Source organism: Tsuneonella flava (assembly GCF_002870965.1).
GTDB classification, from domain to species: domain Bacteria; phylum Pseudomonadota; class Alphaproteobacteria; order Sphingomonadales; family Sphingomonadaceae; genus Tsuneonella; species Tsuneonella flava.
Genome location: NZ_PHSO01000009.1, coordinates 32,640 through 59,513 on the forward strand (window position 1 = coordinate 32,640; position 26,874 = coordinate 59,513).

The 26,874-nt window shown below is 62.6% G+C and carries 27 protein-coding genes; 8 read left to right on the top strand and 19 right to left on the bottom strand.

Annotated elements, in window-relative coordinates:
• Positions 1-195 precede the first annotated feature (195 nt).
• Positions 196-2,151: an excinuclease ABC subunit UvrC gene (gene uvrC, locus CV013_RS13720; protein WP_102156271.1), complete on the top strand. Its 1,956-nt coding sequence runs from the start codon at positions 196-198 to the stop codon at positions 2,149-2,151.
• A 718-nt stretch (positions 2,152-2,869) separates the two neighbouring features.
• Here uvrC and CV013_RS13725 read toward each other — a convergent pair.
• The 10 genes from CV013_RS13725 to hisG all read right to left on the bottom strand — a co-directional run bounded on the left by CV013_RS13725 (position 2,870) and on the right by hisG (position 13,606).
• Positions 2,870-3,775 carry a GGDEF domain-containing protein gene (locus tag CV013_RS13725; protein WP_190276571.1) on the bottom strand — a complete coding sequence of 302 codons (906 nt, stop codon included), beginning with the start codon at positions 3,773-3,775 and terminating at the stop codon, positions 2,870-2,872.
• A 306-nt stretch (positions 3,776-4,081) separates the two neighbouring features.
• Positions 4,082-4,738 carry a helix-turn-helix domain-containing protein gene (locus CV013_RS13730; RefSeq protein ID WP_190276572.1) on the bottom strand — a complete coding sequence of 219 codons (657 nt, stop codon included), beginning with the start codon at positions 4,736-4,738 and terminating at the stop codon, positions 4,082-4,084.
• 85 nt (positions 4,739-4,823) lie between these two features.
• The gene (locus CV013_RS13735) at positions 4,824-5,729 is read right to left on the bottom strand and encodes an acyl-CoA thioesterase (protein ID WP_102156274.1); all 906 of its coding nucleotides are present in this window, start codon (positions 5,727-5,729) and stop codon (positions 4,824-4,826) included.
• 51 nt (positions 5,730-5,780) lie between these two features.
• Complete coding sequence (locus CV013_RS13740) at positions 5,781-6,653, bottom strand: cupin domain-containing protein (protein WP_102156275.1); 873 nt, start codon at positions 6,651-6,653, stop codon at positions 5,781-5,783.
• Between the two features lie 3 nt (positions 6,654-6,656).
• Positions 6,657-7,769: a GNAT family N-acetyltransferase gene (locus CV013_RS13745; protein WP_102156337.1), complete on the bottom strand. Its 1,113-nt coding sequence runs from the start codon at positions 7,767-7,769 to the stop codon at positions 6,657-6,659.
• A gap of 168 nt (positions 7,770-7,937) precedes the next feature.
• Positions 7,938-10,112 carry a sodium-translocating pyrophosphatase gene (locus CV013_RS13750; RefSeq protein WP_102156276.1) on the bottom strand — a complete coding sequence of 725 codons (2,175 nt, stop codon included), beginning with the start codon at positions 10,110-10,112 and terminating at the stop codon, positions 7,938-7,940.
• A 127-nt stretch (positions 10,113-10,239) separates the two neighbouring features.
• Positions 10,240-11,127, bottom strand: coding sequence for a thiamine-phosphate kinase (gene thiL / locus CV013_RS13755; RefSeq protein ID WP_102156277.1), 888 nt, complete (start codon positions 11,125-11,127; stop codon positions 10,240-10,242).
• Between the two features lie 87 nt (positions 11,128-11,214).
• Entirely contained in the window at positions 11,215-11,682 is a 468-nt protein-coding gene (gene nusB / locus CV013_RS15895) for a transcription antitermination factor NusB (RefSeq protein WP_102156278.1), read from the bottom strand.
• Positions 11,679-12,968, bottom strand: coding sequence for a histidinol dehydrogenase (gene hisD, locus CV013_RS15900; RefSeq protein ID WP_102156279.1), 1,290 nt, complete (start codon positions 12,966-12,968; stop codon positions 11,679-11,681). Before hisD ends, nusB begins: the two co-directional genes overlap by 4 nt.
• Entirely contained in the window at positions 12,965-13,606 is a 642-nt protein-coding gene (hisG, locus tag CV013_RS13770) for an ATP phosphoribosyltransferase (RefSeq protein WP_102156280.1), read from the bottom strand. Before hisG ends, hisD begins: the two co-directional genes overlap by 4 nt.
• A gap of 43 nt (positions 13,607-13,649) precedes the next feature.
• Between hisG and CV013_RS13775 the strand changes: the two genes are divergently transcribed.
• Positions 13,650-14,744 carry a DUF2332 domain-containing protein gene (locus CV013_RS13775; RefSeq protein ID WP_102156281.1) on the top strand — a complete coding sequence of 365 codons (1,095 nt, stop codon included), beginning with the start codon at positions 13,650-13,652 and terminating at the stop codon, positions 14,742-14,744.
• Between the two features lie 39 nt (positions 14,745-14,783).
• Here the strand turns inward: CV013_RS13775 and CV013_RS13780 are convergent, their stop codons facing one another.
• The 3 genes from CV013_RS13780 to CV013_RS13790 are packed head-to-tail and all read right to left on the bottom strand — an operon-like array spanning position 14,784 to position 16,815.
• Positions 14,784-15,680, bottom strand: a complete 897-nt coding sequence (locus CV013_RS13780) for an alpha/beta fold hydrolase (RefSeq protein ID WP_102156282.1) — start codon at positions 15,678-15,680, stop codon at positions 14,784-14,786.
• Positions 15,680-16,495, bottom strand: coding sequence for an SDR family NAD(P)-dependent oxidoreductase (locus tag CV013_RS13785; protein ID WP_102156283.1), 816 nt, complete (start codon positions 16,493-16,495; stop codon positions 15,680-15,682). Before CV013_RS13785 ends, CV013_RS13780 begins: the two co-directional genes overlap by 1 nt.
• 41 nt (positions 16,496-16,536) lie before the next feature.
• Positions 16,537-16,815 (bottom strand): BolA family protein, encoded by a 279-nt coding sequence (locus tag CV013_RS13790; RefSeq protein ID WP_102156338.1) that lies wholly within the window; start codon positions 16,813-16,815, stop codon positions 16,537-16,539.
• A gap of 52 nt (positions 16,816-16,867) precedes the next feature.
• Here CV013_RS13790 and CV013_RS13795 point away from each other — a divergent pair, with 52 nt between their 5' ends.
• A complete protein-coding gene (locus tag CV013_RS13795; RefSeq protein WP_102156339.1) occupies positions 16,868-17,458 on the top strand; it encodes a J domain-containing protein in 591 nt (196 codons plus the stop codon).
• 10 nt (positions 17,459-17,468) lie between these two features.
• Here the strand turns inward: CV013_RS13795 and CV013_RS13800 are convergent, their stop codons facing one another.
• The 4 genes from CV013_RS13800 to CV013_RS13815 all read right to left on the bottom strand — a co-directional run bounded on the left by CV013_RS13800 (position 17,469) and on the right by CV013_RS13815 (position 20,240).
• A complete protein-coding gene (locus tag CV013_RS13800; RefSeq protein ID WP_102156284.1) occupies positions 17,469-18,101 on the bottom strand; it encodes a glutathione S-transferase family protein in 633 nt (210 codons plus the stop codon).
• Between the two features lie 114 nt (positions 18,102-18,215).
• A complete protein-coding gene (locus CV013_RS13805) occupies positions 18,216-19,028 on the bottom strand; it encodes a VOC family protein (protein ID WP_102156285.1) in 813 nt (270 codons plus the stop codon).
• A 79-nt stretch (positions 19,029-19,107) separates the two neighbouring features.
• Positions 19,108-19,773, bottom strand: a complete 666-nt coding sequence (locus tag CV013_RS13810; protein WP_102156286.1) for a glutathione S-transferase family protein — start codon at positions 19,771-19,773, stop codon at positions 19,108-19,110.
• Positions 19,774-19,775: 2 nt separating this feature from the next.
• Positions 19,776-20,240, bottom strand: a complete 465-nt coding sequence (locus tag CV013_RS13815) for a VOC family protein (RefSeq protein WP_102156287.1) — start codon at positions 20,238-20,240, stop codon at positions 19,776-19,778.
• Positions 20,241-20,303: 63 nt separating this feature from the next.
• Between CV013_RS13815 and CV013_RS13820 the strand changes: the two genes are divergently transcribed.
• The 5 genes from CV013_RS13820 to CV013_RS13840 all read left to right on the top strand — a co-directional run bounded on the left by CV013_RS13820 (position 20,304) and on the right by CV013_RS13840 (position 25,319).
• Entirely contained in the window at positions 20,304-21,032 is a 729-nt protein-coding gene (locus CV013_RS13820; RefSeq protein WP_102156288.1) for a winged helix-turn-helix transcriptional regulator, read from the top strand.
• Positions 21,033-21,174: 142 nt separating this feature from the next.
• Entirely contained in the window at positions 21,175-22,161 is a 987-nt protein-coding gene (gene cobS, locus CV013_RS13825; RefSeq protein WP_102156289.1) for a cobaltochelatase subunit CobS, read from the top strand.
• A gap of 17 nt (positions 22,162-22,178) precedes the next feature.
• Entirely contained in the window at positions 22,179-22,724 is a 546-nt protein-coding gene (locus CV013_RS13830) for a hypothetical protein (protein ID WP_102156290.1), read from the top strand.
• A 5-nt stretch (positions 22,725-22,729) separates the two neighbouring features.
• Positions 22,730-22,930, top strand: coding sequence for a hypothetical protein (locus CV013_RS13835; protein WP_102156291.1), 201 nt, complete (start codon positions 22,730-22,732; stop codon positions 22,928-22,930).
• A 76-nt stretch (positions 22,931-23,006) separates the two neighbouring features.
• Positions 23,007-25,319, top strand: coding sequence for a transglycosylase domain-containing protein (locus CV013_RS13840; RefSeq protein ID WP_102156292.1), 2,313 nt, complete (start codon positions 23,007-23,009; stop codon positions 25,317-25,319).
• A 544-nt stretch (positions 25,320-25,863) separates the two neighbouring features.
• On the opposite strand, the gene CV013_RS13845 is transcribed toward CV013_RS13840, so the two are convergent.
• Complete coding sequence (locus CV013_RS13845) at positions 25,864-26,259, bottom strand: PaaI family thioesterase (RefSeq protein ID WP_102156293.1); 396 nt, start codon at positions 26,257-26,259, stop codon at positions 25,864-25,866.
• Entirely contained in the window at positions 26,244-26,708 is a 465-nt protein-coding gene (locus CV013_RS13850) for a PaaI family thioesterase (protein ID WP_102156294.1), read from the bottom strand. Before CV013_RS13850 ends, CV013_RS13845 begins: the two co-directional genes overlap by 16 nt.
• Between the last annotated feature and the right edge of the window lie 166 nt (positions 26,709-26,874).

Here is a 26,874-nt window from a genome sequence, read left to right on the forward strand (position 1 = left end):
ACCCCTGGCTTGCCGAATCACTTCACGGTTGAGCCATTCTCCCGTAATCCAAAGTTATCCACAAGCTAGAGCCTCTGAAAAGCCGAGATAATTCGCTTTTATTGCGAACAGGCGGCTGAATTCATTGGCGAACAATTTTGCACTTGCGAACCAATCCCTTCCCAATTTCGCTGCGAAACCTATCTTGGCGCGCATATGAGCCGCACAGAAGCCGGATCTCCGCCAGACCCCAGAGGTGCCGAACGCTTCAATGAAGAGCGGGCGACTTTTGTTGTCAAAGGCTCCAGCCAGCCCGATCTCGCGGCAGGGGTCGCGGCGATCCGCGACACAGTTAAAACCTTAAAGCCGGTTCCGGGCGTCTATCGTATGCTCGATGCGCGTGGCGACGTGCTCTATGTCGGCAAGGCGCGGGCGCTGAAGAACCGGGTGACGAACTACACGCAAGTGCAGAATCTGACCAATCGGTTGCAACGGATGGTCAGCCAGACCCGCCGGATGGAAATCGTTACCACCAATTCGGAAGCCGAGGCGCTGCTGCTGGAAGCGCAACTGATCAAGCGATACCGCCCGGCCTATAACGTCTTGCTGCGCGACGATAAATCGTTCCCGTTCATTCTGCTGCGCGCCGATCACGATTTCCCACGGATCATGAAGCATCGCGGGGCACGGCGGGCGAAGGGGAATTACTACGGCCCCTTTGCCAGCGCGGGCAGCGTCAACACCACGATCAATGCGCTGCAAAAGCTGTTCCTGCTGCGGAGTTGCACCGACGGGTTCTTTTCCCGCCGCGACCGGCCTTGTCTGCTCTATCAGATCAAGCGGTGCAGCGCGCCCTGTGTCGGGCGGATCGACGAGGCGGGCTATGCCGAACTGGTGCAGCAGGCGAAGGATTTCCTCGGCGGCAAATCGGGCGCGGTGCAGGCGCAGATCGAAGCGCAGATGGAACAGGCGGCTGCGGCACTCGACTTCGAACGGGCGGCGATGCTGCGCGACCGGCTGCGGGCTGCCACTGCAATTCAGGGCAGCCAGGCGATCAATGCCGCCGGGGTGGGCGATGCCGATGTGTTCGCAATGGCGAGCAAGGGCGGCCATATCGGAGTGCAGGCGTTTTTCGTGCGCGGCGGGCAGAACTGGGGCCACCGTGCATTCTTCCCCAGCCACACCGACGGGTTGAGCGAGGAGGAAGTGATGTCGAGCTTCCTCGCACAGTTTTATGAAGAAGTGCCCCCGGCGAAACACATCCTCGTCGATCGCGATCTGCCCGATCGCGCTTTGTTGCAGGAGGCTTTTTGCGAAGCGGCGGGGCACCGGGTGGAAATATCCGTTCCTCAGCGAGGCGACCGGCGGCGGCTGATGGAACAGGCCAGCCGCAACGCGGTGGAGGCGCTCGACCGCAGACTGGCCGAAAGCGGCACCCGCGCGCAGATCGGGCGGCAACTGGCCGAATTTCTCGAACTGCCCGAACCGCCGCAGCGGATCGAGGTGTACGACAACAGCCACATTCAGGGGGCGAAGGCGGTGGGGGCGATGATCGTCGCCGGGCCGGAAGGATTTGTGAAAGGGCAGTATCGCAAATTCAACATCCGCAGCGCGCAGACGAACGACGATTTCGGCATGATGCGCGAAGTGATGCAGCGCCGCTTCGCCCGTGCGCTGGAGGACGATCCCGACCACACCACCAGCGGCGAAGACGGGACGTGGCCCGATCTCGTGCTGATCGATGGCGGCAAAGGGCAGATGAGCACTGTGCGCGACACGCTGGAGGAAATGGGAATCGAGGATGTGCCGCTGATCGCGATCGCCAAGGGGCCGCACCACGGCCGCGAAGGGCGCGAGGTGTTCCACTTCCCCGATGGGCGGGAGAAGACACTGCCGGTCAATTCGCCTCTGCTGTTCTATCTCCAGACCTTGCGCGACGAAGTGCACCGCTATGTAATCGGCGCCCACCGCGCCAAACGCAGCCGGGCCATCACGGCATCGCCGCTGGACGAGATTCCCGGCATCGGCCCGAATCGCAAACGTGCGCTGCTGCTACATTTCGGCACCGCCGGAAAAGTGCGCGCCGCCGCGCTGGAAGACCTGAAGCGAACACCGGGCATCAGCGCCGGTGTGGCGCAGAAGATATGGGATTTCTACCACCCCGGCGGGTGAGGGGTGTTGGTGGGGGAAGGTTGCGATCCTGCTCCGCCTCAGAGCTGGCTAACTTCAACCGTCGCCCCGGACTTGATCCGGGGTCCAGCTTTTTGGGCGCTGCGCTGGCAGAACAGCAGGGCCCCGGATCAGATTCGGGGCGATGTTGTGGGACGGCTTCACTCATCCTGCTAACACTCGTCATTGCGAGGAGCCGCAGGCGACGTGGCAATCCATGGACCGCCGCATGCGCCTATCGCAACCGGTACGATAGGCGCCGCCCTCACTCCATGGATTGCTTCACTGTGTTCGCAATGACGAGTGAGCAGGTGGGTGCCCGAAGCAGGGAACACTTCGGTCGGCAGTCGCCAGAGTTGGTTCATGGGGGCACTGGTAATTGCTTCCGCTGAGATGGAGGCGAAGACCGCCCCTGATGCTCCCCGCCATCCCACCGCCATCCCGGCCTTGAGCCGGGGCCCAGCTTCCTGGGCGCTGCGCTGGCAGGGCGCCGCCATTCCGGTGCGCGGCATGGGGGCGGAAGTCGCGCATCGCTTTCCTACATCGGGTCGACGGGCGTATTCACCGCCGGATGGCGCGCGCGACAATCAATTTTCGGCAGGTGGAAAAGTCACACATCCCGGCGATTTGGGCGATTTCGAAGTCCACACGCAAACGCGCTCTCACCGGAGGAAAGTCACACCTTTCAAAACTCCGATATGCGGTCCACCGCAGTGTGGCCTTACCAGCCAATTGCCATGCCCCATTGCCGGTGATGGGTTTCCGCCCGTTCGAGCCGATTGCGCCCCCGCGCCTTGGCATTCACCAGTGCCAGTTCGGCGGCGCGCAAGGTGGCATCGGGGGTGTTGCCGAACGGAGCGAGCCCGGCACTGGCGGTCAGGTGCAGGTGGCTGTGGCCAGTGGGCGACGCGGCGTCGAGCGCTTCCAGAATCCGGTAGCACGCGCTGGCCGCTTCGGTCTCGGCGGTTTCGGTCAGCAGCACACCGAACGTGCCACCTGCAATGCGGCTGAGAATGTCGTCAGGCCCCATCAGTTTCTGCATCAGGTGGGCGAATGCCACCAGTACACGATCACCGCCGCTGTGCCCGTGGCGCAAGTTGAGGGTCCGCAAGTGATCCAGATCGAACAGAGCAACATGGCCATGCGCCCCGGCGTCGATCAGGTGTTGCAGCATCCGCACGAACGCGTCACGATTGCTCAGCCGGGTCAGCGGGTCGGTCATCGCGGCAGTGAACAACTGGTCTTCCAGGGCACGTCGATCTTCGATCGAACGCAGCAGGCCGACTGTGCCGCCGTCGTACGGCAAAGGGCCGAGCTTGAGTTCGAACCATTGCTGATCGCCGTTCTGCACTTGCGCCAGCACTTCGATCCAGCCGCTGTCTTCGATTTCGCCTGCCTGCACGGCGCGGTGGGCTTCGATCACCGCATGGACGCAGGAAGGATGCAGCAGTTCGAGCAGATGCCGGCCGACAGGGTTGCCTGCGAATGCGAGGCCAAGTCGCGCGCTGGCAGGCGATGCATCGACCACTCGCCCGCGCCGGTCGAGTTTAAGCACGAGATCGCGCGCACTGCCTGCCACCAGTCGATAGAGTGCCGTGCATTCGCCCGGCGAAAGATTACCCCACATGCGAAACTGTGCCCCCGCTCGCATGGCCAGAGAGGGCGAATCGCCTGCCCCAATGGCCCGTTTAACCGATTCGCGCGCTGTGCAGCTAACGCGCCCGGCGATGTGGCGATGCCCATCGCCGGGATCAGCGAAAAGCGGGTTAGTGTGACGTTAGTCTGTGATTAACCTAATGAATATTCACACTAATTTGCTTTTCGTTAACTATCTCGGTCTTGTCCGAACAGGATGGGTAGAGGCAAGGGAAATTTGCGGTAGTGGGTCTGTTTGCGTGGGTTGGGGCGCGATGATCGCTGCTGACTGCTGCGCTTACAGGTCAATCATGATGCGGACCCGTTCCGGCTCCACGCCATACATTTCCGCGATGCGGCGGCGGTGGCGTGCCACGATCTCGTCCTGGCTGGGAGGGGCGGGTTGCAGGCCGGCGGGTGTGACACCAAGCACCTGGGCCAGACTGGCGAGGCGGCGTTCGATCGGGCGCGATTTGCCGTGTTCCCATGCCCAGACCGTTGGCTTGCTCACGCCCAGCCGGTCGGCCACATCGGACAGCGACAGGCCGCGTTCGCTCCGCAGACGGTGCAATCGCTCCCCGAAATCCTCCATATCGGCAGGGCTGCCGGGTGCCAGTTCGATAGTGCGGCTTTCTGCCTTTCCGGCCAGCCGGGCAGCAGCGAGCGCCCCATCGCTCAGTTCGGTACGGAAGCGGCAGCCGAACATCGGGGCATCGGCCCACACGACTTCGGCTTCGCATTCGCCGGATCGCGGCAAATCGACCGTGAAGACGTCACCCTGCGCCAGAGCGAGCGGGCATTCGACCAGCATTCCGGTGTTCGAAATGTTGAGCACTCGGGCCGCATGCGGGTCGCTGCCATCTGCGTGTCCGTTAACACCAAGCTGCAGCGTATGGCGTGCCGCCGTGCGACGGTCATCGTTGAGCGCGGGGGTGAAGCGGGCAGAAATGGGCAACGGGGGAAACTCCTCGATCATTGACGAGAGAATGGCGTTGCGGTGGTTAAGAAGGAGTTAGAAAGTTACCAGATATACCTGTGGATTACGTCGCTTTGGGATCTACCCGGCGGATCATCCCTTCCTGCGCGACGCTGGCGATCAGTCGGCCGTTCTGGAAGATCTGCCCGCGGTTGAAGCCGCGACTGCCACCCGACCACGGACTGTCGGTGACATAGAGCAGCCATTCGTCGGCACGAAAGGGCGCGTGAAACCACAGAGCATGGTCGAGGCTGGCGTTCTTCACTTCGCCGCGCAGCCATGAAATGCCGTGGGGCAGCAGCGATGTGCCCAGCAGTTGCATATCCGACAGGTAGGCCAGCACCGCCCGGTGCAGCCGGGGATCGTCGGGCAACGGAGTACGGGCGCGGAACCAGCTGGCCTGTGTGGGCTTCTGCGGTTCGCGACTGGTCCAGTGGGCCGGGGCGGTGGCGCGAATCTCGATCGGCCGAGGGCGGAGGAAGAATGCGCGGGCGGGGCCTTCCATCTTCTCGGCATAGCGGGCGCGAATGATATCGTCCGGCTCCAGATCATCCGGGCCGGGCACGTCGGGCGCAATAGCTTCCTGATGCTCCAGCCCCGGCTGCTCGCGCTGGAAACTGGCGGTCAGATTCAGGATCGGGCTGGGGCTCCCGTCTTTGCCCGGTTGCAGCGCCACGACCCGGCGGTTGGAGAAGCTGCCGCCATCGAAATCGCGCGCGATGTCGAGCGTGATCGGGTGGTCTTCGCTACCGCCGCGCAGGAAATAGGCGTGGAGCGAATGGGCAGCGCGATCCTCCCCCACAGTACGCTCGGCAGCGACCAGCGCCTGCGCGATCACTTGTCCGCCAAACACCCGGCCGACCCCGCCGGGATTGCGAGGCCCTTCGAAACGGTCCGGGCCTTGCGGAGTGGGATCGAGCAGGGCGATAAGCCCCGAAACAAGCTGTTCGTCGGTCGGTCGGTCAGTCATGCGTTCTGCCTTGCGACAGGCTTACGCATACGTCAACCAACCGCAGCGGAGCTAGCTGCCAAGGCCAAGCCGCCGCCAGATGCGAAAGGCTGTGGCCTTGGCTTTGTTCGAATGCGGCCAGCGGCCCGGTGCCCGCGGGTTGAGCCCAGCTTTACGAAGCACTCCGTTCCAGCAACGGGCGTCCGCTTCGGCGAAGCTCCAGTCGCTGCGCCAGGTGATCGACAGCGAGATGGAGCTATCCGGCCCGACCTTGACGTAGTGCGGTGCCATCACCGGCACCATCACCGCTTCGCCAGGGGCAAGGGGAAACTCCGTTGCCCCTGCTGCCAGTTCGTCGGCCCAGGTCAGTTCGCGCGGCCCACCGGAGTGGTAGGTTTCGTGAGTGGTATCGGGGGCGAACCGATTGTCGCCCGCCGGGAACTGCACCATCGTTTTGCTGCCGGTGAGTTGCAGCAGGATGTTGTGCTCGGGGTCAAAGTGATAGGGCGTCACAGCATTGGGGCTGGAAATGAAGATGAACCCTTGCGGGCGCAGCATCGCCCCGGTCTTCTCTTCGATCACAGGTTTCAGCTCACCGAGCAGCGAGAGCAGAAGCGTTTCGTATTCCGGCACTTGTTGAATGTTCTTGAGCACTGCCCAGCTGTTGCTGGTGGCAACGTGGAGGATGGTCTCTTCAATCGACAGGCCTGTGGGCGTGGGCTTGCCATCGAGGCCGATCGGCAGGTCGCCGCGATTATACTCGATCTGATCGTTGGGCAGTTTACCCGCCAGTCCGGCCAGTGCCTCCAGCGTCAGCAGCGGATGATGTTCGAGGTTGTGGTGCAGCTTTACCGGTGTTTCAGGATAGGCAACAGCGAATTGTGCGCGTGTATCCGCCCCGAACACAGCCCGGTCGCTATCGGTAATTCCAGTAACAGCATCCATCAGTTACAGTCCTTTGGGAAATGCGCCTGTCTCGGCGCGCAATATGGCTTTGCAAAGGGTACGGCGGGCTTGCCCGCCGATTGCTATCGATACCCGCACGACCAGGCGCTTCTCGCGCCAGATGCGCTCGATCATGGGATGATCCGCCGCCGCACAGCTATCGCACCACGCAACCGCGTCGTTTGCCAATATGTCGAGGTTTTCGCGCTGAAGCAGCACGCCGGGGGAATAGCGCGCGTAGTCCTCATCGAATGTTGTCTTGAAGCTGTATGCGCCGGGCGGAGTGATGAAATTGGCCAGCATCGCAATCGGTCGTTCGTCGAGATAGAGCGCCAGACGTTCCAGCCTGCCCGCAACAGCGGCGGCGCTCAGCGCGTCGCGAAAGAACTGCCGGGTGTCGTTCGTGCAGGCCAGCGCAGAGCCTTCCGCCCCTTTCCATCCGGCCTGTTCCAGAGCGAGGAACCGGGCAATCCAGTCAGAAAGCGCAGTGGCGTCGGTCAGTCGCTCGAAACGCAGCGCCCCTTCTTCGCTCAATCGCTTGGCCTGTCGGCGCAGTTCCTTGCGCTTCTTGCCGCTCATCGACGCTTCGAAATAGGCGTCCGGGGTCAGATCGGAAGCGAGCAGGGCGCGCTCTTCCCGATGGACGATAGCCGCAGGGCGGTGTTGCGAGGCGGTGACATCGCGCAAGGCAGCGAAGAGTGGCCCTTCTACGGGCAGGTGAGACAGGTGGAGAAACAGACGTGCGCCAGCATGTCTGTCGCACCATGCCAGCAGTTCGCGCCAGAATGCGCGTTCGTATCCGGCGGCGACCAGTGGTGCGCCGCAGAAGGCGTTGTAATGCACCCAGCCGGCAATGTGGGGGAAGGGGTATCCGGCATAGCGATTCAGCCGCGCCAGCGGGATGATCCCGACCAGCGTGCCATCATGTTCGAGCGTGGCGAGTTGCACCTCGTCGGCATGATCGAAGGCGTCGAGGCTGGCTTGCATGAACCAGCGTTCGATAAACGGATTGGGTTCGGCCGCACACTGTGCCAGCGCATCCCATGCCGCATCGATCCCACGCGTGCGCCACGGTTGCACGGTGAAGTGCAACTCAGCAGGGCAGGTGTCTGCCATGATTTTGAGCGGCTGCTCCACGTCGATACGTTAACCTTCATCCATCGCGCCTTCATGCGCTGTGTCTTGCCAATACCCGGAGAAGGCTGCGGAAAATTTAACGTACAACAAAAACCCCGCCCGAATTGCGCCGGGCGGGGTATGGTGTCCCGAAATGGGAAGGTTTTGTCAGCCTGCCATATGGCCGCCAGCCAGCGCCGCCAGCAGCAGCAACGCGACGATGTTGGTGATCTTGATCATCGGGTTCACCGCCGGGCCTGCTGTATCCTTGTAAGGATCGCCCACGGTGTCACCGGTCACCGCAGCGTGGTGCGCGTCGGACCCCTTGCCGCCGTGATGGCCGTCTTCGATGTACTTCTTCGCGTTGTCCCATGCACCGCCACCGGCGGTCATCGACAGGGCGACGAACAAGCCGCCGACGATCACGCCCAGCAGCAATGCGCCCAATGCCGCGAAGCCGTTGGCCTGCCCACCAATCGCAGCGATCACGAAATAAACCACGATCGGCGCCAGTACCGGCAACAGCGAAGGAACGATCATTTCCTTGATCGCGGCTTTGGTGACGAGGTCCACCGTGCGGGCATAATTGGGGCGGCTCGTGCCCGCCATAATACCCGGATCGGCGGCGAACTGTTCGCGCACGTCTTTCACCACGTCGCCCGCAGCGCGGCCCACAGCGGTCATACCCATCGAACCGAACAGGTAAGGCAGCAACGCGCCGAGCAGCAGGCCCACGATTACGTAAGGGTTCTCCAGGCTGAAATCGACATTTATGCCAGGGAAGAACTCCTTGAGATCGGTGGTATAGGCCGCGAACAGCACCAGCGCAGCAAGCCCGGCGGAACCGATGGCATAGCCTTTGGTCACCGCTTTGGTGGTGTTGCCCACTGCATCGAGCGCGTCGGTCTTCTCCCGCACGGAATCGTCGAGGCCCGCCATTTCAGCAATGCCGCCAGCATTGTCGGTGACAGGGCCATAGGCGTCGAGCGCCACGACCATGCCCGCCAGTGCCAGCATCGCAGTCGCACTGTAAGCGATCCCGATCAGACCAGCGAGCTGGTAGGCGATGATGATACCCGCCACGATCACCAGTGTCGGCAGCGCAGTGGCTTCCATGCTGATGGCGAGACCCTGGATCACATTGGTGCCGTGACCGGTCTCGCTCGATTTGGCGATAGACCGCACAGGGCGATAGTTGGTCCCGGTGTAGTATTCGGTGATCCAGATAATCAGCCCAGTGATGACGAGGCCGAGCATCGCGCACCAGAACAGATCCATTCCAGTGAATCCGCCAATACTGGCGGTTTCCTGCACTTCCGCGATTACGCCGTTCTGGATGGCATAGCCCGCTTCGGTGACAGCTTCGCCGCCGATCATCGCATTCATGTCGCCCAGCGCCATCGTCATCGCCAGATAGATCGCGGGGACAGAGAGCACTGCAGTCAGCAGGAAGCCCTTGTACATGGCGCCCATGATATTGGTGCCGCTACCAAGGCGAACGGCATAAGTGCCGATGATCGAAGTGACGATGCAGACCCCGCCGATCAGCAGAGGGAGCGACATCATCGGCAGCAACATTGTGCCAAGTCCGGTCAGCAACAGCGCAGTCAGCACCATCGTTGCCCCGACTGTGACGACATAGGTTTCGAACAGGTCGGCTGCCATACCGGCGCAGTCACCGACATTATCGCCCACGTTGTCGGCAATCACGGCCGGGTTGCGCGGATCGTCTTCTGGAATGCCTGCTTCCACTTTGCCGACGAGGTCGGCGCCGACATCGGCCGCCTTCGTGAAAATACCGCCGCCCAGACGTGCGAAGATCGAAATCAGCGACGCGCCGAATGCCAGCGCGGTCAGTGCTTCGATCACGGCCCGGTCGTTGGCTTGCATACCCATCGGGCCGACAAGCACATAGAAAAACCCTGCGATAGCCAGCAGCGCGAGGCCCGCCACCAGCATCCCGGTGATTGCCCCTGCGCGAAACGCCAGCGTCAGGCCCTGTTGCAGCCCGACCTGTGCGGCCGCCGCAGTGCGGACATTCGAACGGACGGAAATGTTCATGCCGATGAAACCGGCAACACCCGAAAGGATCGCACCCAGCACGAAACCCGTCGCGCTGATCGTTCCCAGAAATACTGCGACCACCACGGCCACGACCACACCGACGATGCCGATCGTGGTATATTGCCGTTTCAGGTAGGCTTGTGCGCCTTCCTGAATAGCCCCGGCGATTTCCTGCATTTTCTCATTGCCGGCGCTTTTGCTGAGTACCTGACGACTGGTCACGAAGCCGTATACAACGGCTAGCAACCCTAGGAATATTGAGATCAGAACTAAGTTCACGGACGTCCCCCTCCATAATGGATGTTGCCCGCCGCAGGTTTATTACCTTTACGGCAACACGAAGGTATAAGGCAGCACCAAAGGCGCGCAAGCCCTTAAACCCGAGATGCTTGTTGAGGGATAATCTCTAGTGCAGATAGCCTGACGGGCGATCCGCTGCGGGCACCCTGCCGTCTATCAAGAGCGGGCCGTCACCGTGGTCGCGCTCCACAGTGCCAATGCGAACAGCGGATAGAGGCGGTGTCAGCTCGGCAGGCATCGTGAACAGCAACTGGTAATCGTCGCCCCAGCGCAATGCGTCGGCACGGCGATCTTCCGGCGCGGCGATCGGCACGGCTTTGCTCTCGATTGCCATTGTCACTCCGCTGGCGGTGCCGATCCGACTGGCATCGAGCAGCAATCCGTCGGAGACATCCATCATCGCTGTTACCACAGGGGCCAGCGCCTGTCCTTCTGCCAGCAGCGGTATCGGGCGGCGATAGGCGGTACTGTCGATGCCAGCACCGTTGCCAGCGCCAGCACGCAATGCCTCCAGCCCCATCATCGCGCCGCCCACCGGCCCGGTGATCCAGATGGCATCGCCGGGCTGCGCCCCGCTACGCGACGGAGGCGGGCAGTGGGTTGCTGTGCCCAGTGCTGTCAGACCGAACACGCGGTGCGAACCCGGAGCCGAAATTGTATCTCCGCCGAGCAAAGGCACATCGTAAGCTGCCAGTATCTCAGTCAGCCCTTCGATGAAGCGAGTGTCATTGTCGCCCAGCATGAAACCGAGCAACACGCCAATCGGCTTTGCCCCTTTTGCAGCGAGGTCGGACAGGTTGCTCGCCACCAGCTTCCACGCAACGTCGGCCATATCGTGACCGAGAAGGTAGTGTACCCCTTCGGCGAGCGAATCGTGTGTCAGCACCAGCGTTTCGTTGCCGATATCCAGCACCGCGCAATCGTCCGCCAGCCCGCGCGCTGCCGGGGTATCGGCAATGTGGCGTAACGCTGCGATGAAATCGGCTTCAGTCATGGACGTGGGCGCCAGCTTTCCGCCAAGCGAGGCCGGGGATCAAGCCCCGGATGAGCAACCGCAGATCGGGTGACCCGTGACTGGCGATCAGCCGCGGGCCTCTTTCGCCACCGCGTCGAGCACACCGTTGACGAATTTCGCCTCCCGGTCGTCGAAGAACGCCTTGGCCACATCGACATATTCGCTGATCGCGCTGGCAACCGGGACATCGGCGCGGGCCAGCAATTCATATGTCCCGCAGCGCAGGATTTGCAGCATCGTCTTGTCGAGACGGGCAACTGTCCATCCGCTGGCCAGTTTCGAGGAAATCAGCTCGTCGATCTCGTCCCGCCGTGCAATCACACCGCGCACGACATCGTCAAAGAAAGCAGTTTCCGCTCCGGCATATGTGGCATCGTCGAATTCGTCATCGTCGATTGTTGCGCCAAGGCGGTGCTGATGGAATTCGTCGAGCAGGCGGATGGTTGCAGTGCCTTCCATCTGGTGCTGGTACAGCGCCTGCACCGCTGCAAGGCGGGCGGAAGAACGGGCCTGACTGCGCTTGGGAGTGTTCACTTCAGTCTCACTTCGATCGATTGTGCGTGGGCCGGAAGCCCCTCGGCATGGGCCAGTGCGGCGGCGGCAGGGCCGATCCGCTGAAACGATGCGATGTCGAGCTGGATAAAGCTCGTCCGTTTCATGAAATCGAGCACCGACAGCCCACTGGCAAATCGTGCGCGCCGACCGGTGGGCAATACGTGGTTCGGCCCGGCAACATAGTCGCCAATCGCCTCCGGCGCCATCCGCCCGATAAACACGCTGCCTGCGTGGCGGATCGCATCGAGGAACGGTTCGGGTTCCGCCATTGCCAGTTCGACATGTTCGGCGGCCAGCGCATTGGCGAGCGGGATCGCCTGATCGAGATGCCCGACCACGATCATCACTCCGTGATCGTCCCAGCTTTGCCGAGCGACTTTGCGGGTGGACAGCATCGCGCATTGCACGTCGATGCGGTCTTCCACCTGTTCCGCGAACAGGGGATCGTCGGTAATCAGGATCGATTGGGCATCGGGATCGTGCTCTGCCTGACTGAGCAGGTCGGCGGCGATCCAGTCGGGATCGTTCTGCCCATCGGCGATCACCAGAATTTCGCTTGGCCCGGCGACCATGTCGATCCCGACGACGCCGTAAAGCTGGCGCTTGGCCTCCGCGACCCAGGCATTGCCGGGGCCGGTCACGACATCGACACGGGCGATCCGATCGGTGCCATAGGCAAGCGCGGCCACGGCCTGTGCGCCGCCGACCCGCCAGATTTCGTCCACGCCAGCGATATGGGCTGCGGCCAGTACCAGCGGGTTGGTCTGTCCCTTGGGCGTGGGCGTCACGACAGCGAGCCGTTCTACCCCGGCCACTTTTGCCGGAATGGCGTTCATCAACAGCGATGAAGGGTAGGAGGCACGGCCTCCCGGCACATAGAGCCCGGCGGCATCGACAGGTCGCCAGCGCGCGCCGAGACGCACGCCTGCCGGATCGATGTCATCGCGGTTCGCGGGGATTTGCGCGACATGATAGGCGCGAATGCGTTCCGCCGCGAGATCGAGCGCGTCGCGCAGTTCCGGCTCCAGAGCATCGTAGGCTGCCTTGCACGCTTCCGGGGCGATCTGCCAGTCGCCATCCCCGGTCAACTGGTGATCGTCGAACCGCTGGGTGTATTCAGCCAGCGCGATGTCGCCCTTCGCCTTCACCCGCGCGAGAATGTCGGCCACGTCGCTGGCGACGCCACTGGCGCTTTCCCGGCGATCTTCGACGATACGGCGGAAAGCCTTGTCGAAATCGGGATCGGTGACCTTAAGGCGCTTCATCCGGCAATCTCGCGGAATTGTTCGACCAGTGCGGCAACACGCGGATCGGTTTTCAATGCCGCGCGATTGACGATCAGGCGGGCGGTGATTTCCATGATGGTCGATACTTCGACCAGCCCGTTGTCCTTCAGCGTCTGTCCGCTGGACACCAGATCGACAATTCGCCCCGCCAACCCCAGTTCGGGTGCGATTTCCATCGCTCCGTTCAATTTCACGCATTCGGCCTGCACACCGCGCGCCTCAAAATGACGGCGGGTGAGGTTGGGGTATTTCGTCGCGACGCGCACGTGTGTGGCGCCATCAATCGGATCGACCCCGGTGGCCGGTTCCGCAACCGACAGGCGGCAGTATCCGATATCGAGATCGACTGGCGCGTAGAGGTCCGAATAATCGAACTCTTCGATGACATCTGCGCCCACGATGCCTACTTGTGCGGCGCCATGCGCGACGAAGGTCGCCACGTCGAATGCGCGCACCCGGATCACGCGCAGGCCGGGATCTTCGCACGCAAACGAAAGCGAACGGTTGGCCTTGTCGTGAAAGCCCGCTTCGGGCACGACGCCCGCGCGCGCCATCAGCGGCAGTGCTTCGTCAAGGATGCGGCCCTTGGGTACGGCGAAGGTGAGCGGTTTGGTCATGGCGCGGCGCACTTAGGGCGCGGGCAGGAAAAGGGCAACTTCTATGGCCGATCAGGGTGGCAAGCCAAAGTATCAGTTCACCGACATCGATCAGGTCGGGCAGGGCGCGGTTGCCACGGCTTTTGCCAATCAGGTGGCCTATTGCGAACATGCTGGCGCGCCGATCACTGCCCGTGTGGTGGGTGCAGTGGCGACATTGCTGGAGAGCGATACGCCAGGTGCTCTGCTCGATCGTATTCGCAAATGGCAGGGGGCGCCGCTGGCCGATGCGCTGCCTTTGCGGATCGCGGGTGGCATCCACGCGCTCTATCTCTCTGGGCAGCAGCCGGAACTGCGCGCGATCTACCAGCGACCATCGGCAGACGACGTTGCACTGATTGCCGACGCGATCCGCGCGCACGAGGCGCCGCTGATGGCCTGGCTGGCTGGGCCACCACAGACCAACGAAGCCGGACGGTCGAGCAATTTTGCGGCTGCGATGTTGTGGCTGGCGGACAGGGGGTTGCCACCGCGTTTCGAGTGTCGCGAAATCGGGTCCAGCGCGGGGATCAACCTGATGATGGACCGGTATTCCTACGATCTGGGCGGAACACGTTTCGGCTCACGTCCGTCGGTGATGCACTTTGCACCCGAATGGCAAGGCAACGCCCCGCAGCAAACGGATGTCGAAATCCTCTCGCTGAAAGGGTGCGATGTCGCTCCGGTCGATCTGACAGACCCGCAGCAGGCTTTGCGGCTGAAGGCCTATATCTGGCCGGAACATACGATCCGGTTTGACCGGTTGGAGGCGGCGATTGCGGCGGCCAAAGATCGCGCGCCCGATATCGTGACGATGAACGCCGCCGATTTCGTGGAGGCGGAGCTTGCCAGGCCGCAGGATGCAGGGACCACGCGCGTTCTGATGCACTCGATTGTCTGGCAATATGTTCCCAAAGACGAACAGGCGCGGGTCACCGCCGCTATGGAAGCGGCAGGCGAGCGGACGAGCGCGGACAAGGCGCTGGCGTGGATCGCGGTCGAGGCTAACCGCGACACCCATCGCCACGAACTGCGGGTCCGCTATTGGCCGGGGGGAGCGGAGAGTGCCCTGCTGGCGGAGGCGCATCCGCACGGCGCGTGGATCAGGTGGGAAGGGTAAGTCCGCCGCATTGAGCCAAAGGGCTACGACAGCGCTCCGTCAGGCGGTTCGCGCCAGAAATGCATCCATCGCTGTGTTCACGGCCTCAGGCGCTTCCCACGGGACAAAGTGCCCGCAATCGCGCACTTCGACCACTGACATGTCGGTGACGATTTCGTCCAGCCCATCGAGATTTTCCGGCGGTAGAGCGAGGTCGTCCATCGCCCAGATAACCAGCGTGGGAATCGTCAGCGGGGGAAGGGGCGGCGGGCTCCACCCTTCGGGAATAGCGAATGGCGCGTCCATTGGCGGAACGTCGACCGGGCTGGCGCGATACCAGTTGAGCATCCCGAACGCCGCGTCACGATCCTGCCAGTCGGCAAACAGAGCCTCGCGCTCCTCCGGCTCCATCACGTCGGCGCGGTCCCATTTGATTTCCTGCAGCAGTAGTGCCGCCAGCCCATGTTCCCGCACCAGCGCATCGTTCGCAGTATCCTTGAAGCCGCGCATATACTGGCTCGCCTCACGCTGGACAGGGTTGGTATAAAGCAGCTTCTGGAAAGTCACCGGGTGGGGAGCGTTGGCAATTGCAGCGCGGGTGACCCGGCCACTGGCCTGCCCGGTCAGCGCGACACCCCAGGCAATCGCGCCGCCCCAGTCGTGGCCGACAATCGTGAACGTATCGACGCCCAGCGCATCGGCCAGCAGGAAGATGTCGCCGATCAGTTTGTCCGCGGTGTACGATGCGACATCCTGCGGCTTCGACGATCCGCGATAGCCGCGCTGATCGGGGGCGATGCAGCGGAAACGGTCGGAAAAGTGCGCGATCTGGTGGCGCCAGGTGCGGTGGCTTTCGGGAAAACCGTGCAGGAACAGCAGCACAGGTGCATCCCGCGGCCCGGTATCGACAACATCGAGCTCTATCCCGTTGGCAAGCGTAACCAGCTGCATTTCCATCAATCCTCTCCTTTAAGTCGCTCCATATATCCCTGTGCGACCATGTTTGCGACCTGATCCAGCAACTGGTCGGGCGTGCGGCGCAACTCGCCCATCGCCTCTTCCATGCCGCGCGCGACGATGATTTCGCGTTGGTTCAATGCGATAGCGTCGAGTATCGTGTTCGCGGCCTCCGCAGGAGGAATGCCTTCCTCGATGGCCTTGTCGCTCTTGCCGCGCGCCGAACCGTCGGCGGTCAGGGCGTTGCGGCTGACATCGGTGCGGATCGATCCGGGGTAGATCGTGTGCACCTCTACCCCGCTCTGCGACAGTTCGGCGCGCAAGGCGTCGGCATATCCGGCCAGCCCGAATTTGGCCGCGCAATAGGCGGTTCGCATCGGCACGCCGACTTTCCCTGCGATGGAGGATACGAAGGCGAGCCGCCCCGATCCGCGCGCACTCATCGGCCCGATCAGGCTCTGCGCGAAGGCGATCTGGGCGATCAGATCGACCTCGATAATCTCGCGGTACACCTTCATGTCGGTTTCGATAGCGGCGGAGCGTTGCGATATGCCCGCGTTGGCAACTGCGAAGTCGATTGCGCCCTTCCAGTTCAATGCTTTGGTCGCTGCTTCGGCCAGCGCGGCTTCGTCGCGCACATCGAATGGCAGGATCAGCGTGTCGGTGTCGATATCGGCCGCAACCACCTGCAATCGTGCCTCATCTCTTCCCGAAAGGACCACGTGGCCGCCCCTTGCGGCCCATTCGCGGGCGAGGGCGGCGCCGATCCCGCTCGATGCGCCGGTAATCCATGCGGTCTGTGCGGATGGGTTCATGGATATCTCGCTGTTCTGGAAGGGTTATTGGTAGAGGGTGACTAATCCACCTCGCCCGGCGCGAGCGCGCGAATCGCCAGAGCATGAACCCGCTGGCCGGGAATATCTCCCAGCGCGGCATTGATCATACGCTGCCGGTCGAGGCGGCCTTTGCCAGTGAACGCATCGCTTTCGATCACAATGGAGAAGTGGGATTCCCCGCTGCCATCGTCACCCGCATGGCCGTGATGCCGCGCACTGTCGTTCACGACTTCCAAGTGTTTGGGGGAAAAGGCTTTGGTGAGGAGATTTTCCATCTCGGTCTGAATCGATCCTGTCATGCAACCGGTTTGGGACTTCACAACCGGCTTGTCCATGCCCATCCTAAACCGAATGCGGCAAATGCGGTTTCACGGAAGACATACGGATACAGGGCGCACCTGCGACGCGCCGGATTGCAGCGAAGCGGGCGAATATCGCGCGCCCGGCCATAACCCGTCGGGCTTTGACGGGCCGGGGGACTGGCGCTGGTTCTGCCTGCAACACGTGCGCGAATTCAACGCCGGTTACGACTGGTTCGAAGGGATGAGCGCGGAGGAAATATGGGAGGCGCAGGCCCCCGGTGCCAACTGGTCTAACACCAGCGCAAAGCGGGCTTTTCGCGCCGATGGCGGCGCTGGCGGGGTGCCGCGCTGGGCCGATTTTGATGATCCGCTGGACGCTATCGGCGCGCGTGCCGCCGATATCCGCCGCCGGGCTGCGGCGGGTGCGGAATATGCCCGCTTCACTCAGCAGGAGCGTAACGCGCTGAACGCGATGGACCTGTCGCCCGATGTCGACCGGCAAGGATTGCGGCGGCGCTATTCCGAACTGGTCCGGCGGTATCACCCCGACCGAAACGGCGGCGATCGCAGTCACGAGGCATTGCTGGGCCGGGTTGTGGAAGCATATCAGTTGCTTAGAAAAAGCGAGGCATTCGCCTGACGCCTGCCCGCTATTGCGCTTTGGCCTGCATTTCCTCGCCCAGCGCATTGTCGATGGCTTTGCTCGCCTTGTAGGCATCGCGGGTACGCAGACGTTCGGCATATGCTTCGAACGCAGGGCGGCTCGGCATTGAACCGAAGGCCATGCCCCAATCGACATGCGATCCGACATAGACATCGGCCATCGTGAACCGATTTCCGCAAACATATTCGCGGTTTGCCAGCATACCTTCCAGCGTATTTATGGCCAGATCGAAGGTGCCGTATCCCAGCATGATCGAGCGGTCGGCTGCGGCCTCCAGACCGAAACTGCGGTTGGTAATCGCCTGTTCCAGCGGCCCCGCAGCGAAGAATAACCACCGGAAATAATCCGCTTTTTCTTCGACAGTGGGCAGTAGATCGGGCGCGGCGGTTTCCGCGAGGTAGTGGCAGATCGCCGCCGCTTCGGTGATGACGTGATCGTGCCCGCCATGATGATGCACGATAGTCGGCACTTTGCCCATCGGATTGATTTTGAGGAATTCTTCCGTCTTGTCCTGCCATTCGACGAACACGGTATCGTAATCCGCATTCGCCTCATGCAAGGCCCAGCGAGCGATTTGGCCACGGCTTAAGGGGTTGGTATAGAATGTAAATTCGGGCATCTGCACTCTCCGGGACAGTGTCGGCCGACCTGTAACGAGTGAGGCTGACATTTGTCGATGCCTTTGTCTGCGGTTTGGCAGCGGGCAGGCTTCTGCTTTTCCCTCGTAGTCCGCTCACTCCGCGATCTTGCGCGGGCCGACCAGCCCGACTGTGCCACCTTGGGGGTCGCGGATATCGACGGAGAATTCACCGCCGGGAATTTCCTGTGGTCCATCAATGATTTCGCCACCGCCGGCGACAACTGCGGCGATTGCCCGATCGATGTCGTCCACGCCGATATAGTGGGTCCAGCGGGGCCCGCCGGTGTCACCGGGCATCGTGTTGCAGATTGCGCCGATGCCGATGCCGTCGTTGGCGATGAAACGGTAGGTGCCCAGCGGCCCCATCTCCATCTCGCCTTCCTGAACCCACCCGAACAGATCGCCGTAAAGTGTTGCAGCAGCAACAGAATCTGCCGATTGCAATTCGTTCCAGCGGACGTGTTGCGGCAGATCGACGGAGAATGCATCGCTCTCCGCGTCGGGGTCGTCGGCAGGCGGGGCGGGGTCCATCAGATAGAACGTCGCACCCCACGGATCGGCGACCATTGCGAAGCGGCCGACACCCTCCACAGTTCGGGCAGAATCGCAGATTTTTCCGCCACTTGCGACCAGTGCGGCGGCGGTTGCATCGACATCGGGGGTGTGAATATAGCCGAACCAGCCGGGCTTCGCGCCGCAGTCCACCATCTCTGCCGACAGGGCGAGCATCCCGCCAGCGAACCCGCCGTCGCTGCGGCGGATCATGCGATAGTCCAGCCCGCCTTCAATTGCGGAGCTGCAGGGTTCGATATCCCAGCCTATCACACTGTCATAAAAGGATTTTGCTCCGTCTGGATTGGTTGTTGTCGTTTCGTACCAGATAAAGGCGCCGCGTTTGTCGGACATTGCAATTTCTCCCTTGGATAACCTGGCTGGTGGCTCAGGGTGTGTTGTTTAAATTATTGATATAAAATACAAAAAATATCTATTCGGGCGGAGCATTGCGGGTGAACGGGGCCAGTTGATCGGCCATCGCCTGCGCGAAAGCGGGGCGACCGGCACCGCGTTCGAGATAGGCCGACAGCGCGGGGTAGGGATCGAGCGGAATATTGCTGGCGAGGTCGCGCAGCACAGTCACCATCGCGATGTCGGCAATAGAAAAAACGCCTGCAATCCAATCATTTGCGGCCATATGCCGCTCCACCGGAGCGAGGCGTCCGGCGATCTGTTTTTCCAGCGAAGGGCGGCGCAGCGGAGCCCATTCCTCGTCCGCGGAGAAGAAAGCCACACGCGCCATCTCAAACGCCATTGGTTCCAGAGAGTTAAGCGCCGCGAACAGCCACGAAACAACCGGCGCCCGCACCGCCGGATCGCGCGGCAACAGCGTTTCACTCTTTTCGCCAAGGTGCATCAGGCAGGCACCGCTTTCGAATACCGTGATTTCGCCGTCGCGCAGCACCGGAACCTGCCCCCAGGGCTGTTCGGAAAAGTACCATTCGGGCCGCTTCACCGCGCTGATAAGTCGTTCGGAATACGGCAGTTTTGCCTCTTCACAGGCCCACCGCAGGCGCAAGTCGCGCACGTATCCCTGGGCGAATTTCGGCACCCATTCGAAAGCGGTGATCTCCAGTTCGGCGGCGGGGTCGATCATTGTCACTTTACACCTTCTTCACCACTATATGTGCCGCCTAAGTCATTGAATTCCTGTGGTCCCTTTTGGGCGGCAGCCGGGTCCATCCAGACCATTTCCCAGTCGTATCCCTCGGGGTCTTCGAAGCTACGACTGTACATGAATTCAAAGTCTTGCGGCGGATTACTGTCGGGCTTTCCACCTGCATCGGCGACCCGCGCCAGCATCTCGTCCACCGCATCGCGGCTGTCGCATGTCACCGCATAGATTGCCGAACTCTCCCGATACGGGTCGGTTTTTGCCTTATTGCTGAACTGTTCCCACTTACCGGGGGTCAACAGCATCACATGGGTCGTCTCGCTCAGCGTCATGGCTGCGGCGGTATCGTCCGTGAACCTGGGTTCGTTGGTGAACCCTATGGAAGAATAGAACTTTTTGGCGCGCTCCAGATCGGCAACCGGCAGGTTTATGAAAATCATCCGGCTCATGTCGCTCTCCTTCAGCGAATCGCTCCTTGCGATTGGTGCGCGAAGTAGTTACTTATTACAACCATGAAGTCACAAAAAGTAACTTCGAACGTGCCGGAACCGGAAACGGAACAGCAAGCCGCTTCGCAGCCGCGACCGGCCGAACATGGCCGCTGGTATGCCGATGGCTGCGGCGCGGCATTCGCGCTGGAAGTTCTGGGCGAACGATGGGCGATGCTGATCGTGCGCGAACTGTTGCTGGGGCCGCGCCGGTTTTCGCAATTGCGAACCGCCTTGCCGAAAATCAGCGCCCGTGTTCTGACCGAACGGCTGGAGGGGCTGGAGCGACACGGCGTGATCGAGCGGCAGGAGGTTACTGAGCCGGTGCCCGCCCGGTTCTATGCGTTAACCGAATGGGGCAGGGCCGCCGAACCGGCGATTCTGGCGCTGTGCCGCTGGGGCCTGTCCGCGCGGGCGCACGATCCCGGCATTGGCGTGTCGCCGGTGGCGGCGGTGTTGTCGCTCAAGGCGAACTATAAGGGTGCCGACGGAGGCGATCCGATTACCGTCGGGCTGAAGATCGGCGATGCCCGCTTCGTGGCCCGGCTGGGCGAGACGATGGAGGTGGAGCGGGGCGATCCGGCAGAGGCGCAGATCGTATTGTCCGCCGAACAGCCGATGCCGATTCTGGCGGCGTTTTACCGCCAGACCGGGCTGAGCAATCTGGCCGGATCGTTGAGCGCGCGGGGCGATATCGCTGCGGCACAGGCCGCCATTGCTCGCTTCGCGTTTCCCGACAGATTAACGCCCTGACCCCAAGGGTGCCGTAGCGGCCGCGAGCGGAGGGCAGCGCCGCGGCGGGGCGACATCGCCACATGCTTTAAACGCTGACAGGAAAATTGCCCGCGTATCCGGCTTGCGGCCCGCCGCGCCCGCCGCTAGTCACCCCGGCGATATGAGCGAAAACCTCGACACCAGCAACAAGACTGTCCTGCCCGCACCGGATATCGAAGTCAGCGTTCGCGAGACGTTCGGTATCGATGTCGACTGGACGGTTCCCGCCTTCAGCGAAGCCGATCCGCGCGTGCCCGATCTGGACGAAAGCTATGTGTTCGACCCGGATACCACGCTCGCCATTCTGGCCGGGTTCGCGCACGATCGCCGGGTGATGGTGCAGGGGTATCACGGCACCGGTAAATCGACCCATATCGAACAGGTTGCCGCCCGTCTGAAATGGCCGTGCGTCCGCATCAACCTCGACGCGCATATCAGCCGGATCGATCTGGTCGGGCGCGATGCCATCGTGCTGCGCGATGGATTGCAGGTCACCGAATTCCGCGAAGGTCTGCTGCCGTGGGCATTGCAGCACCCCGTCGCGCTGGTGTTCGACGAATACGATGCCGGCCGCCCCGATGTGATGTTCGTGATTCAGCGCGTGCTGGAACAGCAGGGCAAGCTGACTCTGCTCGATCAGAACCGCGTGATCCGCCCCGATCCCAATTTCCGCCTGTTCGCCACCGCCAACACCGTGGGCCTGGGCGATACCAGCGGGCTGTATCACGGGACGCAGGCGATCAACCAGGGCCAGATGGACCGCTGGAACATCGTGGTCGCGCTTAACTATCTGCCCGCCGAAACCGAACAGGGCATCGTGGGCGCGAAAAACCCCGACACCGATCCCAAGGTGATCGCGGACATGATCAAGGTGGCCGATCTGACGCGGCAGGGCTTCATCAACGGCGATATTTCCACGGTGATGAGCCCGCGTACCGTCATCACATGGGCGCAGAACGCAGCCATTTTCGGCGATGTCGGCTTCGCTTTCCGCCTGTCGTTCCTCAACAAATGCGACGAAGCCGAACGGGTGCTGGTGGCCGAATATTACCAGCGCGTGTTCGGGGTGGACTTGCCCGAAAGCGTGGTCGGCTCCAACCACGGGTGAGAGGCGGGGCGAGCGAGATGTCCCTGCCAACTGAATATATCGCTGCGTTAAGGCCACTGGCCGAGGCATTTTCGGCTTACGAGACAGAAACAGGGCATACGCCGGTTTTGGTGGGTGGAGCTGCGGCAGCGATCCATACCAATGGCAATTTCATGTCCGCAGATTTCGATATCGTGGCCGGCAATGACGATGCCTTTGCACGGGCAATGCGCGCTGCTGGATTTCTCGATGACGAGAAGGCCATTCACGGTAAAGGTGGATGGTATCACCCCGCTCACCCCCAATTCGGGGTGGAGCAGGTTTCCGGGCACTTTTTCGACGGGCGCGCGGCCCGGTCGCGGTGTCTGCGGCTAACGGTGAAGAGAAATGCCGCTGTGGTACTGCCGTCTGTCGAAGACATGATTGCAGATCGGTTGGGCCAGCATGAGATTGCCGCGGGCGATCCATCCATGCTTCAACAGGCGTTGGCGCTTTTCAGGCTGTCTGATGGTTTAGATCTTGATTACCTCCATCGGCGTATAACCGAAGAGGGTGGCAATCCGGCCCATCTGGGATTATCTTAAATGCTATGAAGACGCTCGATCTCAATTGCTATCTCGATAGCATTCAGGCGCGGAAGGCTGAGTTGGAGCGCGTGGGCGCGTTTCCTGACGCTGATGTGTGCCGGAATAGTGGTGCGCGTCGTAACGCTGGCAAGCGGGCGGCGTTGAAGCGGGCGGATACGCGGGCGATAGCTGCGGGTATTGCGCCGGTTTCTGCGAATTACTGACACGGCCTGCCCGGCTCTCCGGCCACCCCCATTCCCATCTAGGCGGCGCTGTGTTGTTCTGTTAACACAGTAGCCCATGTGGCCATTCGATTCATCGAAGAAACGCGATCGGGCCTCTGCGGAGGAGGCGGGGCATCGCGGGTATTTCGCGGTGCACGATGCCTATGGCGACGGCGGGTACGACGATGACGGGTATGACAACGCCCCCTATCGCAATGCCCGATCCCGCAACGACCGATCCCGCGATTCGTACATCGATGACGACCAGTTCGACGACTGGGACCGGCGGCTCGACCGGTCTGGCCCGTTGCCGCAGGAGCATGAGGCGCCTTCGCACCGCCGGGGCAAGCGGTGGTGGGCGGTGCGGATCGTGGCCGGGATGCTGGCGCTGTTCATGCTGCTGGTCGCATGGCTGGCGGTTACCGCGCCGTTGTCCAAATCGTTGCAGCCGATTGCTCCGCCGCAACTGACTCTGCTGGCGTCGGACGGAACGCCGATTGCTCGCAACGGGGCCAATATCGATAAGCCGGTGGAGATTGCGCGGCTGCCCGATTACGTGCCGCAATCATTCGTCGCTATCGAAGACCGGCGGTTTTACGATCACTGGGGCGTCGATCCGCGCGGGATCGCCCGTGCCGCATGGTCCAACCTGACCAGCGACCGCCGGCAGGGCGGCAGCACGATCACGCAGCAGCTCGCCAAATTCACTTTCCTGACTCCGAAACAGACGCTGACGCGCAAGGCGCGCGAAATGCTGATCGCGTTCTGGCTGGAGGCGTGGCTGACCAAGGATCAGATCCTCGAACGGTATCTCTCCAACGCCTATTTCGGGGACAATGCCTATGGCCTGCGCGCGGCGTCGATGCATTATTTCTCGCGCCAGCCGGAGGATCTGACGCGGGCGCAGGCGGCGATGCTGGCCGGGCTGGTGCAGGCGCCATCGGCCTATGCCCCGACAAAGCATTATGAGCGCGCGGCCAACCGGATGAAGATGGTCGTCGCGGCGCAAGTGGAGGCGGGATATATCACTCCGGCGCAGGCGGCGGATATGCGCCCGCCGCGGCTGAAGGTGCACAATGCTCCCGATCTGCCCACCGGCACTTATTTCGCGGACTGGGCGCTGCCGCAGGCCCGCGCGCTGACAGAGAACAGCTATGCCCGGCAAACGCTGACCACGACGCTCGATTCGCGGCTGCAGGCAATTGCCCGGCGGGTGGTGGCCCGCGCGCCGGTGGGCGGGGCGCAAGTGGCGCTGGTGGCGATGCGCCCCAATGGCGAAGTCGTGGCGATGATCGGCGGCAAGGATTACGCCAGCACGCCGTTCAACCGGGCGACACAGGCGAAACGGCAACCGGGATCGACGTTCAAACTGTTCGTCTATCTGGCGGCGTTGCGGAGTGGGATGTCGCCGGGTGACCGGATCGCCAACACTCCGATCACCGAAGGCAGCTATCGCCCGCAGAACGCCAGCGGGAAGTATTCGCCCACGATCACGCTGGAAGATGCCTTCGCCCATTCCAGCAATGTCGCGGCGGTGCGCCTGTTCAAGCTCGTCGGCAGCGACAAAGTGATCGAAACCGCGCGCGAACTGGGGATGACAGGCCCGATGCCCGAAGGCGATCCCAGTCTGGCGCTGGGCACGGCATCGACCAATCTGCTGCAACTCACCGCTGCCTATGCCGGGGTGGCGCAGAATGAATTTCCCGTGGTGCCCCATGCCTTTGCCACGCCCGACGAAGGGTGGCTGGCGCGGGCATGGCGGTGGAGCAAGAGCCACAGCCTCTCCGCATCGACGCACAAGCAAATGGAACAATTGCTGCGCGCGGCGATCAATCGCGGCACCGGGCGCGCGGCGACTCTGGCAATCCCCAATTACGGCAAGACCGGCACGACGCAGGATAACCGCGATGCGCTGTTCGTCGGCTATGCCGGGGATCTGGTGGTCGGCGTGTGGATCGGCAACGACGACAACAGCCCGCTGAAGGGGATTCACGGCGGCGGCATCCCGGCGCGCATCTGGCGCGATTTCATGGTGCAGGCGCTGCGCGGCGTCGCGCCGAAACCGGCCCCGCAACCGACCGCCAGCGCCGATCCGGGCGGGCCGGTGGAACCGATGGACATCCCCGACTTGCGCGACCTGCCGGTGGGCGATGGCAACACCCGGCTCAATGTGGAAGACGGCAGCGCGACTGTCTCTACGCAAGTGGGCGGAGTGCCGGTGGACGTGCGGCTCAACCGCGACGGGCTGCAAGTGACGCCGGGGCAGGGCACCGCAACGCCCTCTCCCGCGCCGCCTGCGCCTGCGGAGCCTGTCGGGAATCAGGCGGCGGCTGGCAGGTTCGGGGGCGTGGCGTTGTATCTGCCAATGTCGCCCACCGCGCTCCGCTGATACGCGCTGTTCTGGCCACTACCTGAACGTCACCCCGGCCCCCGAGCCGGGGTCCAGCTTCTTGAAGCACCGCGCCGGAAGAACAGCGGGGCCCCGGATCAGGTCCGGGGCGACGGAGAGAGGGGTGCGGGGGTATCCTTCTCCGCCACTCGTCATTGCGAGGAGCGCAGTGACGCGGCAATCGATGGCGTGCGCCACAACTCCCGCGATGGGCGGAGGGGCGGGTGACAGCTTGGTTCACACGAAGGCACGAAGACACGGAGAGGGTTTGGTTCGGGGGAAGGGCCCGCACTGCCGATGGCGGGCCAATACTATCGCGCGTATCCCCACCCCTCGCCATTGCGAGGAGCCGCAGGCGACGTGGCAATCCATCGACCACACCTCGCCCCCACCACGACCGCCGCGATGGGTGGGGCCGTCGCTTCATGGATTGCTTCGCTGCGTTCGCAATGACGAGCGGGTGGGGGTGTGCCGGGGTGACCTGGTGCGTTGAGGCGATGTCGGGCGCTGCAATGCTGCGTCGCGTCCAGCAAAAAGCCGTCCGCTATTCCTCGTCCACGATCAGCACGTTCATTGTCGCCATCGCGATCAGTTTGTCCGTATCGCTTTGCCAGGCTTCGACCACCAGATTGGCGTTGCGGCGGCCGAGGCGGACGATGCGGGCGCGGGCATTGCTGGTCTGCGGCAGACCGGCGGAGAGGTATTCGACGGTGATGTTGATAGGTTTCAGCGCGGCATCGCGGCCCAGTTCGCGCAGCCGACTATGCAGAGCGGCGTATCCGGCAGTTTCCAGCAGGCCCGCAGTGGCGCCCCCGTGATAGGCGCCGGGCCGCCCCTCTACGTCGGCGGAAAAATCGATCTGCAACAGTGGCGCGCCGTCACGTTCGCCCACCACGCGAATGCCCAGCGAGCGGGCATATGCCGTCAGGAGTTCTTCCATCGCACGTCCCCCTTCGTCGGTCGGATGACCATGAACACCCCGGCGACGTGTGCGATGGGATCGTCGATATCGCCATCGTGCGCGATGCCGTTCACGAACATGGCCGAGCGGGTGCGGCGGTAACAGCGCATGCGCCCGAAGACAGAGGCATGTTCGCGCGCGGGCCGGTTATAATCGACCCGCAGGTCGAGCGTGGCGATCTGCACGAATGTGCCCGCTGCGGTCCAGATGGCCATACCCGATGCCATGTCGACCAGGCTGATGATCGGGCCGGATGCGAGCACCGGGCGGCGTTCGTCACCCAGCAGATCGGCGCGCCAGGGCAGCTCCAGTTCCACCCAGTCTTCGCCGTGATCGCTGTATCGCAGGCCCAGCCATCCGGTGTGGCTGCGCTGAAAAGCCGCAGATGCCATGACCTGCGGATCGAATTTGTCGGGATATCGGTCCATTGCGAATCGGGGTGCCGCGATGGGGGAGGGATGACAAGGCCTTATTGCCGTGCGCGACCGGGTTCGCCGCTGTATCGGCGCACCGGGCGTATCGCTATGGCGCATCGCCCTGCGGCGAATTGCCCCGCAATGCATTTGCGGCGGACAATAAAAAACGGGGCCCGAA